Annotated in this window: 11 protein-coding genes; 7 read left to right on the top strand and 4 right to left on the bottom strand. The window is 35.5% G+C overall.

Annotation, left to right across the window (positions count from 1 at the left end; all coding sequences use genetic code 11):
* Nucleotides 1-93: 93 nt before the first annotated feature.
* The 7 genes from AC07N0_RS14100 to AC07N0_RS14130 all read left to right on the top strand — a co-directional run bounded on the left by AC07N0_RS14100 (nt 94) and on the right by AC07N0_RS14130 (nt 8170).
* On the top strand, nt 94-1701 hold the full coding sequence (locus AC07N0_RS14100) for a SusD/RagB family nutrient-binding outer membrane lipoprotein (protein ID WP_494589673.1): 1608 nt from the start codon (nt 94-96) through the stop codon (nt 1699-1701).
* A 90-nt stretch (nt 1702-1791) separates the two neighbouring features.
* Complete coding sequence (locus AC07N0_RS14105; RefSeq protein ID WP_494589674.1) at nt 1792-2607, top strand: tyrosine-protein phosphatase; 816 nt, start codon at nt 1792-1794, stop codon at nt 2605-2607.
* Nucleotides 2608-3126: 519 nt separating this feature from the next.
* Nucleotides 3127-4356: a multidrug effflux MFS transporter gene (locus tag AC07N0_RS14110; RefSeq protein WP_494589675.1), complete on the top strand. Its 1230-nt coding sequence runs from the start codon at nt 3127-3129 to the stop codon at nt 4354-4356.
* A 555-nt stretch (nt 4357-4911) separates the two neighbouring features.
* A complete protein-coding gene (locus AC07N0_RS14115) occupies nt 4912-5709 on the top strand; it encodes a hypothetical protein (protein WP_494589676.1) in 798 nt (265 codons plus the stop codon).
* 12 nt (nt 5710-5721) lie between these two features.
* The gene (locus AC07N0_RS14120) at nt 5722-6264 is read left to right on the top strand and encodes a hypothetical protein (RefSeq protein ID WP_494589677.1); all 543 of its coding nucleotides are present in this window, start codon (nt 5722-5724) and stop codon (nt 6262-6264) included.
* Nucleotides 6239-7075: an HTTM domain-containing protein gene (locus tag AC07N0_RS14125; RefSeq protein WP_494589678.1), complete on the top strand. Its 837-nt coding sequence runs from the start codon at nt 6239-6241 to the stop codon at nt 7073-7075. The genes AC07N0_RS14120 and AC07N0_RS14125 overlap by 26 nt, the downstream gene beginning before the upstream one ends.
* A gap of 222 nt (nt 7076-7297) precedes the next feature.
* Nucleotides 7298-8170 carry an Rpn family recombination-promoting nuclease/putative transposase gene (locus AC07N0_RS14130; RefSeq protein ID WP_494589679.1) on the top strand — a complete coding sequence of 291 codons (873 nt, stop codon included), beginning with the start codon at nt 7298-7300 and terminating at the stop codon, nt 8168-8170.
* A gap of 87 nt (nt 8171-8257) precedes the next feature.
* On the opposite strand, the gene AC07N0_RS14135 is transcribed toward AC07N0_RS14130, so the two are convergent.
* From AC07N0_RS14135 to AC07N0_RS14150, 4 genes are all read right to left on the bottom strand, one after another.
* Complete coding sequence (locus AC07N0_RS14135; RefSeq protein ID WP_494589680.1) at nt 8258-10420, bottom strand: xanthine dehydrogenase family protein molybdopterin-binding subunit; 2163 nt, start codon at nt 10418-10420, stop codon at nt 8258-8260.
* 18 nt (nt 10421-10438) lie between these two features.
* Nucleotides 10439-10927, bottom strand: a complete 489-nt coding sequence (locus tag AC07N0_RS14140; RefSeq protein ID WP_494589681.1) for a (2Fe-2S)-binding protein — start codon at nt 10925-10927, stop codon at nt 10439-10441.
* 260 nt (nt 10928-11187) lie between these two features.
* A complete protein-coding gene (locus AC07N0_RS14145; protein ID WP_494589682.1) occupies nt 11188-12036 on the bottom strand; it encodes an SMP-30/gluconolactonase/LRE family protein in 849 nt (282 codons plus the stop codon).
* A gap of 265 nt (nt 12037-12301) precedes the next feature.
* Nucleotides 12302-14719 carry a DUF5686 family protein gene (locus tag AC07N0_RS14150; RefSeq protein WP_494589683.1) on the bottom strand — a complete coding sequence of 806 codons (2418 nt, stop codon included), beginning with the start codon at nt 14717-14719 and terminating at the stop codon, nt 12302-12304.
* Nucleotides 14720-14848 lie beyond the last annotated feature (129 nt).

Below are 14848 nucleotides of genomic sequence, written 5' to 3' on the forward strand. Positions count from 1 at the left end.
GGTATTCAGCTATCGGTTGTCAGTGATTAATAACTGATAGCTGAGGTCTGACAATGCTTAAAAAATATTTTTAGATATAAATCAGAAATAAAAATGAAAAGATATTTCAAAAAATTATTAATCATATTACCAATTTTGGTAGCAACTACTGGTTGTCAGGATTATGATCAATTATTACCAAACCCAAACGTTGCCAGTGAAAGTAATACGATTCCGCCTGAATATTTATTGGGTAGAATAACCTATGATATGTACGCTGGTGGTGGGGTAGTAGATGGAAGACCAGGAAACGTATCTGAACAACCTTTCGACCAAGCTCACCGTTGGAATCAATTTATCGTTTCTAACAACTTGTATTATGGTGGTAAAAATACCTACGATTGGTCGGTAACGGCTACACCTTATGGTATGTTGAAAAATGCCATTAAGATGGAAGAACAAGCTTTGAAAACGTTAGGAACAAAAACAAATGCTTATGGTGCGGTAGCAAAATTTGTGCGTGCTTATACAGCTGTTTGGCTTACACAACGTTTGGGTGATGTACCTGTGAGCGAAGCAGGTCAAGGTCTTGAGAACCTTACACCAAAGTATGATGCACAAAAAGATGTGTATATCAGTGCTTTACAATTATTAGAAGATGCTAATAATGACTTCACGAGCTTAATTGCTAATAGTACACAAGCTAGTATTTTAGCAGGAGATATTCTATTGGGTAATGACATCAAAAAATGGCAAAAAGCTGTCAATACGTATAAGCTAAGAGTATTGATTTCATTAAGTAAAAGAGCTGACGATACACCAGAGTTGGGTATTAAACAAAAATTTGCAGACATCGTTAACAACCCAACGAAGTATCCAGTAATGGGAAGTAATGCTGATAACATGGTTTTTACTTTCAATTCAGCGTATAACACCTATCCGCATACTCCTAAAGACGGTAATAATAACTACCAAAACATCGGTTCGGCATATTTGAAATTGACTACTGTTAATGCCGACCCAAGAACGTTCATCGTTGCTACTCCTGCACCAGCAGAGCTTGCTAAAGGAAAAACAGTAAGTGACTTTTCTGCTTATGTTGGTTCTGATATTTCTGATGCTGTGGCCGATTTATTTACCAATTCTACGGCGGGTAAATATTCATTTACAAATTTCAATCGCTACTATGGTTCAGTAGTTGGTCCAGAGCCATATATACTTATGGGTTATTCTGAAATGAATTTCAACATTGCTGAAGGTATCAACCGTGGTTGGGCAACAGGTGATGCCGCTACTTATTACACAAAAGGTATCAATGCATCGTTAGCATTTTATGGATTATCAGAAGGAGCTACTTTGACTATTGGAGACTTAACGGGTAAAACATTAGGAAATATAAATGTATCAATTGCTAGTTTTTTAGCTAATCCGAATGTCGTTTACAAAGGCAATAACACGAATGGTTTAGAGCAAATCCTAAATCAAAAGTATATTTCATTCTTCCAGAACTCAGGTTGGGAAGCATTCTATAATCAACGCAGAACGGGTTATCCTAAAACATTCATTACTGCTGGTAGTGGTATTAATTCAGTAGGTAAAGTGCCTCTTCGTTGGTTGTATCCAGTAGATGAATCAACTTATAACCCAGAAAACTATACAAAAGCATTAACGCAATTTGGTGGTAAAGACGATATTTATTCGCCTATGTGGTTATTGAAATAATTAACTGTTTTACTAAGATTTACAAGAGAAAATGCGTGGTAAAACGGTTTTCTCTTGTAGCATCACATTAATGTACTATTTAAGAAAAACATGAAAAAGATACTTTTTATACTTTGCTTATTCACTGTAGTAACAGAGTCATTCTCGCAAGATAGTTCAGTGGTTTTTAACCCGAAACGTCAGGTTAAATTAGAAGGCGGAAGCAATTTTCGTGATTTAGGGGGCTATCCAGCGGCTAACAAAAAGCATGTGAAATGGGGACATATCTATCGTTCGGCTGATGTAAGTAAATTAACAGATAATGATTTGGCTACTTTGTCAAACCTGCAACTTGCTACCGTATGTGATTTACGTGGTCCTGATGAGTTAAAAACTAACCCTGACCGTTTGCCTATAGGAATAAATTATATTAACCTACCTGCTGGAAGCGAAAAGGTACAGTCTAATCTTAACTATGCTACCATGAACCGTGATTCATTAATGAATTCATTTTATGGCGCTACTACCCATTTGAAGGCAAAATATAAGCCAATGTTCGAGCAATTGTTGGTATTGCCTAATGATAAATCATTGATGTTTCACTGTACTGCTGGCAAAGACCGTACTGGTATGGGAGCAGCGTTGATACTTTCTGCATTAGGCGTTGATAAAAAATATATTGTGGCAGACTATGCCGCTACGAATGTTTTTTGGAAAGATACTCGCGAAAAAATGTTACAGTCTATGGCAAAAAACGATGCTGCTATGACTGCCATGAAACCAATGTTGGCCGCTAATCCAACTTATATCAATACTTTCTTTGCTACTATCGACAAACAATATGGTTCAATGGATAAGTTCTTAGAAAAGGAAATTGAGCTGGACAAAGAGGATATTAAAAAGTTGAAAAAATTGTACTTAGAGTAATATTGAGTGATTTAGTGATTTAGTGAGTTGTGATTTAGTGATTTAGTGAGTCTTGAGTTGTGAATGGTGAGTTATTTATTGAGTGATTGTGTGAATGGTGATTTAGTGAGTTGTAATTATCTAACATTTGTTGCTCAGTGTATTAAATTAATTATACATAACTCTTTAATATACTAAAAGAAATGGGGTGTTGTCTTGCAACATCCCATTTTTGATTGTTACCAGTTAAAGACAACCTATGTTAGGCAATGACAACTCAAAACTCACCATTCACAACTCAAGACTCACTAAATCACTAACTCACAACTCACTCAATCACTAACTGTTAATAATACATTAAACTATCTAAACACAGAGCAATCCAAATCTTCTTAGTAATTTTGAAACTTAATTCAAGGCTCTGTGATTATTTAAGTAATAAATTAACATTGAAAGCCATAATACTAATGTGAAATTTATTGAATGTGAAAAATGTTAATCACACATCACTCATTCACTAAATCACTCAATGAATATAAAATGACGAAAAGAACTTACTATTCCCTTATTCTGATACTTGGTAGCCTAACGGCCTTAGCGCCTTTTTCTATTGACATGTATTTACCGGGTTTCCCTGCCATTGCAAAAGACTTGAACACTACGGCAGCCAAAGTATCTCTTACTTTATCTGGATTCTTTATTGGTATTTCAGCAGGGCAATTGCTTTATGGCCCTTTGCTAGACCATTTTGGTAGAAAAAAACCATTATACTTTGGTCTCTCGCTATATATATTGGCTTCGATAGCTTGTATATGGGTTAAAAATATTGATAGTCTAATTGTACTCAGATTCATCGAAGCTATCGGTGCATGTGTGGCTACAGTAGCTTCTGTAGCGATGGTACGCGACCTTTTCCCTGTGCAAGATAGTGCCAAAGTGTTTTCGTTATTGATGTTGGTGTTGGGTGTATCGCCAATGGTAGCACCTACTGTAGGGGGTATCGTTACCGCTAATTTTGGTTGGCAGGCCGTTTTTATTATTTTAAGCGTCATTGGGGCAGTACTTTTATTAGCAGTAATACTTTGGTTACCTAATAGTTTTAAGCCAGATCCTTCGCATTCATTAAAGCCTGAACCTATCATCCGTGATTTTATCTCTGTAATTATAGAACCACAATTTTATACATATGCTTTAACAGGAGCTATCTCTTTTGCAGGCTTATTTGCTTATGTATCAGGGTCGCCGTTGATATTTATGAGCGTTTTCAAAGTAAACGAGCAAGTTTATGGTTGGATATTTGCCTTTTTGTCTATTGGGTTCATTGGTGCTAGTCAATTAAATAACATAGTACTTCGTAGGTTCAAGAGCGAGCAAATCATTCCAGTAGCCCTCAGAGCACAAGTATTAATAGGTTTTATTTTCTTAGTGGCTTCTTATAACGACTGGCTCAATCTAGGCATTACTATTTTTATGCTTTTCCTATTTCTTTCTTGTATTGGCTTTGCCAATCCGAACATGGCAGCCCTTTCATTAGCACCCTTTTCAAAAAATGCAGGAACAGCTTCAGCCTTGATGGGAGCAATACAAATGGGAATGGGCTCTTTAATTTCGGTAATAATTAGTATGTTCGATGAACCCTCTACCTTACCGATGGTAGCCGCTATGGCAGGTTCGGCATCAATTGCTAATATTGTATATTTAGTAGGCAAAAGAACGATTAAGCAAGAAGTAGAGGTGAGTGAAAATACCGAAGCAGGTTTAGTACATTAGAATCTGGCAAAGACTTAATAATTATTTGGATATTAAAAACAATTGAATTTTAATACCATTATTATTTAAGACATTCCATATAGCGGTAACCCTTGCGGTTACCGTTTATTATATCAATCAGACGGTAACCGTAAAGGTTACCGCTACGTAACCTACCTAAATTAATTACGTTATTAAGCTCCAAATTGTAGCAAAACTACCGCTTAATAAAAATCACCCTACTTTCTGTCTGATTCCTTGTTGGTTATTACATTATTACCTTATGTTTGTAATGCCAATTCACTACTACAAAAAAATAGACATCCGCAGTTAAATGGGAATGACTATATACATATATGAATATGTATGATATCTCCTATAAAGTTTCAACGACCACTTCTTTAAATAAGCCACGTCCACAAAGAGTTTGAGCTAATTGTTCAAAAACAAACTCCTTTTATTTTAATTGAGCTTATGAATTCTCATGACGTATAGTGTCTTTATAAAACGCTAGAAAAACGCCATGTTATAGATTTATGCATCTTAAAACAATTAAAACAATTAAAACATACAAACATGGAAACCTTAGAATTATTGAGATTGGCTACAATTGAAACAGAATCAAGAGCATTGAAATCTTCTAGTATAGAGATTTTGAACTACAAACCTGATATTAAAAAGAGCAAAATATTGTTAACCCAACAGGGAACGGCAACATTATTTATGGCTAAAAAAAGAGAACCACTTTTAGATGAAATATATAAATACCTAAAATCAGGTGTTGGCACTGAACAGACCATTGTTGAAAAATTTATCAAACAATTTAGTGATATCAAAGAAATAGCACTAGAAGAAGCAGTACTCCTACAAAAAAAGCAAAACTTGCTTGCCTCTGTCAGATACGGAGGAAAAACATTGCTAGAAGGCTTTTTTATACCTGAAAAAATCAAAGTAGTAGGAGCATCCTTCCCCTATAATGGCGGAGGAATTTTAGAAGAAGGCTTTAAATTAATACAGCATTATAGCAAAGAAAATTTAAAAGAGGAGCTTCAATGTTTTATCGTATTGCATGAGCCTAATTTAACGAAAGCCGAAGCAGATATTCTTAAGCAATTGCCACTCAACCAGTTTGAGTTAAATATTGGTACTAATCCACGTGGATATGCAACGGCTTTAATTGCCATTGCCGCAGCGGTGAGTTTGGCCACGGGGATATGTTGCCCCCATAGAAATGAAGATTTTGTAATACCAAATTATGCTTTTGACCCTTACGATGTCCACCTGCCTGATGCTGTTTTAAAGCAAATCTCAGTGTCGGCGGCGGCCTCTGAAATATTAAAAATTCGTAGAAACTTTCTAGTTCATAAATATTAAAGTAGTTGTTTGATGGATATTTATGAATATATCATCCTCATATTCTTTGCGTCTTGGCTTGTATTAACTGTTATTTTTCATTTTCCATTAACGGGTAATTATAAGCTAAGACTCAAAGACCCCTTTGGTATTATTCCTGATTGGCGTTTTTTTTGTCCGACGCCTATCAAGAATAATTACCATATTTTATGTCGAGAGCTTTTAAGCAATGGCGAAAGCTCTGCTTGGCGTGAAATACAAATGTTACCTGCTAGAAGCTTGTTGGATGCTGTCTGGAATCCAGGGAGAAAAACCCGAAAATCATTTTTAGACATCACTATTGAATTGGCTAATGTAGCCACTACAAACAGAGACGAAGAAAATGTAATAGTTGGTTCCATTGCATATTTAACAATACTCAACTACGTTACCCAAGCCAACAGCAATGATAAATGTCGGTTCATACAGTTTGCTTTGATGACGAGCTGTTCTATCAACAAGCTCGAAAAATCAGAATTATTATTGTTATCAAAATTACATTTAATAAAAGATGAGCATCCAACTAGAAATACTTAGCTTAACTAGATTAATCTGTGGGGTCTGTAGTATTGTTTATGCCCTTGAAAAACTATTATATAAAAAGCCAACGCATGATTTATTAAGCTGGGAGGTGTTGCAATTAAGGCATCCTATCTTTATAAAAATACCTATATTCAATCAACTATGCGCTGAGAAAGGAATAAAAACAGTAACCATCGTTTTTCTTATTGCTTCAATAACTTCTATCGTTACTGACATCGAGCTACTATTGATTTTATGCTATTTCATGATGTCAATATGTTTGCTGATTTTTTCAGCAAGAAGTGCTTATGGGATGGATGGCTCTGACCAAGTAATATTCCTCATTGCTACTTGTTTGTTTTTTATCTACCTCCACAATACAGTTATCACAAGGCATATAGCATTTACGTTTATTGCACTACAGTTACTCTTTAGCTATTTTATTTCAGGATATGCAAAACTCACTGCCAAAGTGTGGAGGAATGGTGAAGCATTAGTTGGCATCATGGGGAATGATATTTATGGCAATGAGAATGTATATACGTTGTTATCTAAAAACATTAGAATATCACAATTGTTGTCTTGGGTTGTTTTTGGCTGGGAAGCACTATTTTTTATCTGTATATTTTGTAATCAACACATATTTATTTGTTTTATCACAATTGGCTTCTTATTCCATTTAACAAATGCCATCATAATGGGCTTAAATACATTTTTCCTTGCTTTTGTAGCTTGCTATTTCCCTTTGATACATTGCTATTTACTGGTTCATAGCGATGCCGTATTTAGTTTTCAAGTATTGGGTTGTCAGGTTTTTATGGCTTGAAGAAGATTTTTATCAAAAACTTAGATAAAGGCAAAAAGACTTATTTACCCTAACTCATTACTTGTTCCAAGGATACCATTACTTATTGCTTAAATCTAAGATTATTATGTTTTGTATATTCATAAATTTCTACAGCATATTTTTAAAAATTCATTATAAATTTTTATTTTTATGTAAGCGTTTCTTAAGATTACTCTATTCTACACTAATAAAAATTGATATATGGATATCTATAATGATAATGAAAGATTTATTTCGATTTTGTCCGACTATGGCTTCAAAGTAACATTTGGCAATGAAACGGATACTACTTTTTTAAAGAAGGCATTACAAGCCTTAATCAGCTCTAATCTATCAATAAGAGAAATTAAATTTTTCAAAAATGAAATATCAGCTATCACAGTTGACAGCAGAAGTGGCATTTATGATATAGCTTGTGTTGATGAAAATGGAAATCATTTTATTGTAGAGATGCAATTGAGTGAATATCCTGAATTTATTCAGCGAATGAAATTTTATGCTTTACATCGTTTTAATACGATGGTAAAAAAAGGAGCATATAAATTTGAGAACCTGTCTAAGATATATTGTATCGGTATTTTAGCAAAAAATATTTTCCCTTTAATTAAAGATTATCATAATATAGCAGTACTAAGAAATCATAAAAATGAAATTATTGATAATCAAATGACGTTTATAACATTAGAGCTGAGTAAATTCACAAAGCAACTATTTGACATACAAACAGATTTGGATAAACTGATTTATACAATGAAAAATTTACATACTGTTACAGATACCTCTCAATTTCCTACTTTTTGGGATGAAGAATGGCTTAAAAAAGCCATTCATGAAGTAGATTTGCGGGCTATGACAGCAGAACAGAAACTTGCCTATGAAATGGCTATTTCTGCAAATGCCTTAGCAGTAAAAAATGAAAATAAAAAAATTGAAGAAATTCGTTTGGCTGATAAAAAGGAAGCCATTAAAAAAGCCCTAAAATATGGTAAACTTTCAATTGAAGAAATAGCAGATTACAATAATATTTCTATTGATTTTGTTCTTGCTGTTCAGAAGGAAACATCAAATATTTAAACGATAATTAAATTTTTCAAAATAAAAAAATCGAGTATGCTAATGATATTACCCTTAGCATACTCGATTTTTTTATTTAACAATTACTTACCCAATATTATCAATATCAAAAGGCAATGTACGGATTCTTTTGCCTGTTAAATTATAGATAGCATTGCAAAGGGCAGGAGCGAAAGGCGGTAGGCCTGGCTCACCCACACCACCTGGGGCTTCTTCGTTATCAATAATATGAACTTCAGTTTTAGGCATTTCGCTGAACCTCAAAACATTATATTGATGGAAATTGCTTTGTTCAGCCATGCCATCTTTGAAGGTAATGCCGTTTTTGATAGCCGCAGTCAATCCCATCACGATATTCCCGTCAGTTTGGGCTTTTATATTATCAGGGTTTACCGTCATACCACAGTCGATTACCGAAACTACTTTGTCTATTTTTACCCCTTTACCATTTTTAGAAACCGTAACCGCATGGGCTACTATTGTTCCGAACGAACGAGCAATGGCAATGCCTATCGCTTGGTTTTCTGGAAGTTTCTGGTGATAATTAGTTTTCTTAGCTAAAGTTTGCAATACTCTAGTGAATCTTGAAGCATCCGCCAACATATCTAAACGGAAAGCCAATGGGTCAGTATTAGCAGCATGAGCTAACTCATCAATAAAGGATTCTTGTCCGAAAGCAGTCGTTGAAGAATATACCGAACGCCACCAAAGAATAGGAATATCAGTTTCTGCTAAATGGAAAGATGCTTTTCTATTGGTAAAATCATAAGGACTATCTTCGGTATTGGCCGTTTCAATCGCCCAATCATCTGGCGCATTTTTCAATGGATTGCCAAATACTTGGTGCTGAATAGAGCTACCTACAATTTTATGATTCACTGCCACAACATTACCTTTATCATCTAAGCCACCTTGCATCGCCGAAAGCATACCGGGACGAAATGGCCCTTGTGTAGTATCGTCTTCGCGTGTCCAAATTACTTTTACGGGAGCTTTGATTTGTTTTGACAAATTAGCCGCTTCCATTACGTAATCAAAATAGGCTTTTCTGCCAAAAGCACCGCCCATAAAAGGCACATTCACTTTTACATTTTCAGGCTTGATATTCAAGTATTGAGCTAGTTGCGGAATCAATCCATCTGGCCCTTGAATAGGCGCCCAAACTTCTACTTTATCACCTTGTACCCATACCGTAGCATTTTCAGGTTCTAGCGGAGCATGAGCCAAAAATGGAGTTTCGTACTGAGCTTCTATCTTTTTATTGGCTCCTTCAAAACCTTTGTTAAAGTCGCCTACTTTTTCTTTTTTATACTCTTGTCCTTCGGTTTTGGCTAAAGTACGCAAGTTTTCAAAGTATGCATCCGTTGAAATTTTATCAGAACCCTGAGCATCCCAAGTGATTTTCAATGCTCTTCGTCCTTTCAATGCTCCCCAATAGGTATCAGCTATAACGGCTACCGTTTCTACGGCTTTGTGTGGCATCTTACGTTCTGATTTCAGTACGTGCTTTACGCCTTTTACCTTCATAGCTGCCGAACCATCAAAATTCACTACTTTTCCATGAATAGTGGGTGAGCGTTCGATGCTAGCAAACAACATCCCTGGAATATCTGAATCGATACCAAAAATAGCGGTTCCATTTACTTTTGAAGGAATCTCTGGACGAGGTACTGATTTGCCCAATAACTTAAAATCATTAGGACTTTTTAGTTTTGGATTTTTAGGCACTTCTAATTTAGAGGCTTCCTCTACTAGTTCACCATACGTATAAGATTTTCCTGAAGGTTTATGAAAAACCTTGCCTGCTTGGGCATAGCATTCTGTAGTAGGTACTTGCCATTTTTTGCTGGCAGCCGTAATCAACATTTCTTTTACCGCAGCACCTGCTTTACGCATTGGTAGCCAACGTGTACGAACCGAAGACGACCCGCCCGAAAGTTGAGCGCCATATTTTCCTTGTCCGTCAGTATTACGGATTTCTACTTGATCTAAGGTTACTTCTAGTTCTTCGGCAATCAATAATGGAAGCGACTGGTAAGTGCCTTGTCCCATATCTGGGCGGGCATTGAAAAGAATAATCTTACCATCATCATTAATTAAAATGTATGGATCCAATTCTATTCCTAATGCAGCGGTAGTAGTATCAATTTTGTGAAGGCTTTCTGCTTTTCCGAGGGAAGAAAAAGAAAAGCCTATTGCCAATATCGTACTGGCTTTTATGAAGTCTCTGCGTGAGTTATTCTGTGTCATGTTCGTGTGGTTTAAAGATTACTTACCAGTAGAGTTCGTTCCCTCGTGCATCAATGCTGCTGCTCGATGGATGGCCTTACGGATACGTGGATAAGTACCACAACGACAAATGTTTCCAGACATCGCATCATCTATTTCGGAATCTGTGGGATTACTTTTTTCTTTTAATAACGCCACAGCCGACATGATTTGTCCTGACTGACAGTAACCACATTGTGGCACTTGTTCTTCAATCCATGCTTTCTGAACGGCACTATCAGTATTTGCTGAAATGCCTTCGATAGTCGTTATTTTGTTGGTCGCCTTCACTGTTGAAACAGGCGTCGAACAAGAACGAATAGGCTGACCGTCTAAGTGGACAGTGCAGGCTCCGCAAAGTGCCATCCCACAACCAAACTTAGTGCCTTTCAACCCTACATAATCGCGAATAACCCACAAAAGGGGTGTGTCGGCATCAGCATCTACATTATACTTTTTGCCGTTTATTAATAGATTATACTTTGCCATAATTTTAATTTATTGAATCGGAGAGAAGGCCATGAGCTTTAAGCTGTAAGCATTCTCTCTATTTTGTATTTAACGTAATGATTGTTAATGTTCTAAAGTTTTAAGTCGTAAGCTTTGAGCAATGAGCATTCTCTCTATTTTGTATTTAATCTTACTAAAATAATGCTTGATATTTTAAAGCTTTAATGCTGAGAATTTTACTTTATCCCAAAAACAGCTTATAATTTATTGCTGATTGCTCATAGCTCACAGCTTTCAAGCTATTCTACCCCATAAGCCATTATCTTATTTTTCAAGAAAGTGGGGATGATTAATAGTTTTTTGCTTGGAATATACTCAAAATCAGCCGTGTTTACTTTTGCATCAACAAAGTCAAGTAATAATTGTGTTTTTCCTTCTGTGTTGATATGCCAAACTTTTCCTCTCCATTCAGAAGCAAAATATCCTTTTTTGCCATCTGTTAAAATACCATCGATACCGCCCATTCCTTCAGCAATGGTTGAAAATTGTTGTGACTGTAAATCATAAGCCAATATTTTACCATCACCATTGCCAGCAATCAACTTACCATTTTCAAAGAATAATCCATTTGGACTTTTCAATGGTGCTCCTTCTACTACTTTTACAATCTGCCCTTTGTCTAATTTCCAAAGTCTGTCCGAACGCATATCCGTAAAATAAACGATTTTGTTTTTCGTATCTACGCCTATATCGTTCAAGAACTTCGCATCTGGCACGTCGTATTTGTTTAATACTTTTCCAGACTTAGCATCGATTTCTACCAATTTAAAAATTTCAGTTACATACAGTTTACCATCTAAAAAGCCCAAGCCTTTAGTCGATTGCAAGTTTTCAGTAAATTTCTGTTGCGTAACCTTTCCATTCAAATCTACTTTGGCAATATAACTGTTTGAGTTAGTAGCGGCTGGCCCACCATTGATACAAGAAACAAACACTGTTTTAGATTTAGGCTCAAACAAGATTGATTCTGGTGTAAGAAGACTTGTTGTATCGCTTTCCCATAACTTTTTAAGGCTTACTTGTGCTTGTGAAGAATTTGCTGAAGCAACTAAAACAACTAGTGATGCTATTCTCAATAGATTTTTCATAAAATATTAGATTTAAAAATAAGAGTGTTTGGATATAAATTAGTTCTTAAGTTAGTATTTTCTAATGACTTTACTATCTTTTTTTAGATGTATGAATGCATTTTGAAGCTATAGTGCCTAATTTATTGTATTAGTATTATGCAATTTATTTTTAAAATTAAACAATTGCCATTTTAATACTTCAAGGAGGGACAAAAAAAAAGCGAAAACACCTACATCCAAATAAGATGATAAGTGCTTTCGCTAGCAAAAATGTTGAAGATTATCACCAATCAGGAGTAACGCCACCACGTACTCTTGAATTAAGCGATACCCTGAGGCCTATCATGGTATTCTTGAAACCTGTAAAATCCTTATTAGGTATACCACGATTATTGTAGGCAAGAACAGCTTCTACTCTTAAAATTCTTAAGATGCCGTCTACTCCATAGCCCACTTCGATATTATGGATATTGTTGTTGGCAGTATAAAGGTAGTTGGCAAAAAGGTCTTCACGGATGCCTTTGTTACGTATCAGGGTCGATTGTGTCAACGCAAATTTCCTAAGACCAAACATCGTCATGATGTCAATGTATGACCCATTGGTTGAAAAATAAAATGGGTCAATTAACTTTTTACTTACCCCCCAAATATAGTTATCATAAAAACCTACCAAACGATGGGTAGTGAGGGCTTCGCCAATGGCAATCGTGTTATTGTTGCCATTAAAGTGCTTGTAGTCAGCAAAAGTCATTTTTTTTGCACTTAAAAAAGTACCTGCCTGAGCGATATAATTGAAATTTGTATTGATGCTCAACGGGAAATTGTGTGCAATGCCTAGCTCAATCGTATGGAAATCTATTTCACTACCAAACAATTTAGGAATAGCACCACGGTACTTGAAAGTAATTAATGGCGACGACGAGAAGTCTACATAACGAATATTATTACGGTATTGCTTTTTCAGCGTAGGGCGATAGTTAATCTGAAAATTAGCTAAGAAGGCATCATTGTTCTGAAACTTTGTATCGGGTAGTTCCTGACTTTTAGGAAAGTTCGGAGAGTATGCATCTCCCCCATAATTAAGCCAATAGTAGTTTGTCGTATTTTCTAGTGGATAGCGTTTTGCCCATTCCAAGGACGTTTTAATCCCTAAAGTATTAGAAAAACGGTCGGTGAATGAAATATTGATAAAGTCTTTTTCGTAGATTTTAACAAAGTTCTTTTTAAGAATAAGCGTCGATAACGAGTTTAAATCTAGGGCTACTGGCGTATCTACATTGTATTGAGAGATAAACTTTCCACCTGAAATACTTATTTCTTCTTTCTGCGTTTTCCAACGGAGTTTCAACATTCCCATCGAACGATTCTGGGTAACTGAATAACGCCAAGTAGGGTCAATCTCAAACCAATCGTATCGATTTCTTCTGAAACGAAATAAAGCACCCGTATTAAATACAAAGCCTTCTACAGTATTAAAGTTGAAATCTAGGACAGGAGATTTGTAATAGATTTCATAAGGATAGAATCCACGTTTGGTATCTCCCCAAAAATAAGAACGGCTAAACAATACACTACCAATGCCAAATTTTTGATTGGCTTGTCGGTAGGTCGAAAACTCGTCAGGTTGTAGCGGTAACGAATTTTTGTTTTGTGAATTAATGGGTAAATTCGGCGTGAAAGCCTGAAAGTCGGTATTATTTTTTAAGTCACTCCAAACATTATCGTTTTGGCGTTCGGCATTGCGTACAATTTCAACTTTATCATAGCGCTTCAAACCAGAGGCAATGTTGGCATCACTCCATTGGTTTTTTAGGTTTGTTCCCAAAGCCGACATCACTTGTTTGAATTGTTGCACTTCAAAATTACGTTCTTGCACATTCACTATTTCGTTGAACTCGCTTTCGTCAGGACGAATTAAATCGGGAATAATTTTATGGGCAATGTCCTGATAATCCCAGACTTTGGCCATATAAGTATATTCACCTTCAAAGCCCATCAAAGCTCCTGTGGCAACAATTTTATACTGTTGAGGTACCCACTGGGTATTAAAACGGGCATAATTGATGGTGATATGATACGTAATATTGTAGTTTTTGACGGTTAAGTCTAAATCTTGTAGATAAAAATCCCCGTCAGTCAAAGAGATTATCCCACTAAATACTTTTTCATCATTGTTGTGTTTAGGAGTAACTTTGATGTTGTAAACTTTTACCTTATTAATAGTTTTGGTATCTACCAATTCAAAATCGTAGTATTGGAAAGCCTTGGGTGAAAGCGGTGAAATAGCGCCTGTCCCTAAAGTAGCTTTATAGAAATTCGGGTTTACGTATTTGTCAGGACGAGCCTCGGCATGATAATTATTTCTCAACGCTTTGTGTTGAAAATAATAAGTATTATTACTGCTAACATAAAACTTAGCAAAAGACTCAGATTGGTAAACAAGCTTTTCTGCTATCCCTTCTTTAGCAAGTAAAGGCTCCCAAATATTTGGGATTGTATTCCATTTTGCCGAATTTTGGATAAATACTTCTGCTTCGTAATTCACAAAAGATTCATCATGCACTGGAGCAAGCTTGATAGCCTTCTGAATGATTTGGGTTACATCCGAGCTTGGCGCAGTATCATTTTTTTGAAAAGCGTATATATTATATAAATGGAAAATCAAAAATATAAATAAAGCACTTGTTTTTTTTGGGAACATATTTCTTATTTTGTTTCAGTCATCTAACATAAGTTATAGGAAGCTTTAGAGAGATGGGAAACGGAATTTAAAAGTTCAAAATCAAATAAAAAATTATTGGAGCAGAATATATTAAATACTTTTTAGAAA

Source organism: Arcicella sp. GW821-FHT09D11, assembly GCF_059416265.1.

What these genes read in the sequence shown, in the direction of transcription:
- AC07N0_RS14150 (WP_494589683.1), bottom strand. Translation starts at nt 14,719, where the DNA reads ATGTTCCCAAAAAAAACAAGTGCTTTATTTATATTTTTGATTTTCCAT.
- AC07N0_RS14110 (WP_494589675.1), top strand. Translation starts at nt 3,127, where the DNA reads ATGACGAAAAGAACTTACTATTCCCTTATTCTGATACTTGGTAGCCTA.
- AC07N0_RS14145 (WP_494589682.1), bottom strand. Translation starts at nt 12,036, where the DNA reads ATGAAAAATCTATTGAGAATAGCATCACTAGTTGTTTTAGTTGCTTCA.
- AC07N0_RS14130 (WP_494589679.1), top strand. Translation starts at nt 7,298, where the DNA reads ATGGATATCTATAATGATAATGAAAGATTTATTTCGATTTTGTCCGAC.
- AC07N0_RS14120 (WP_494589677.1), top strand. Translation starts at nt 5,722, where the DNA reads ATGGATATTTATGAATATATCATCCTCATATTCTTTGCGTCTTGGCTT.
- AC07N0_RS14100 (WP_494589673.1), top strand. Translation starts at nt 94, where the DNA reads ATGAAAAGATATTTCAAAAAATTATTAATCATATTACCAATTTTGGTA.
- AC07N0_RS14125 (WP_494589678.1), top strand. Translation starts at nt 6,239, where the DNA reads ATGAGCATCCAACTAGAAATACTTAGCTTAACTAGATTAATCTGTGGG.
- AC07N0_RS14135 (WP_494589680.1), bottom strand. Translation starts at nt 10,420, where the DNA reads ATGACACAGAATAACTCACGCAGAGACTTCATAAAAGCCAGTACGATA.
- AC07N0_RS14115 (WP_494589676.1), top strand. Translation starts at nt 4,912, where the DNA reads ATGGAAACCTTAGAATTATTGAGATTGGCTACAATTGAAACAGAATCA.
- AC07N0_RS14105 (WP_494589674.1), top strand. Translation starts at nt 1,792, where the DNA reads ATGAAAAAGATACTTTTTATACTTTGCTTATTCACTGTAGTAACAGAG.
- AC07N0_RS14140 (WP_494589681.1), bottom strand. Translation starts at nt 10,927, where the DNA reads ATGGCAAAGTATAATCTATTAATAAACGGCAAAAAGTATAATGTAGAT.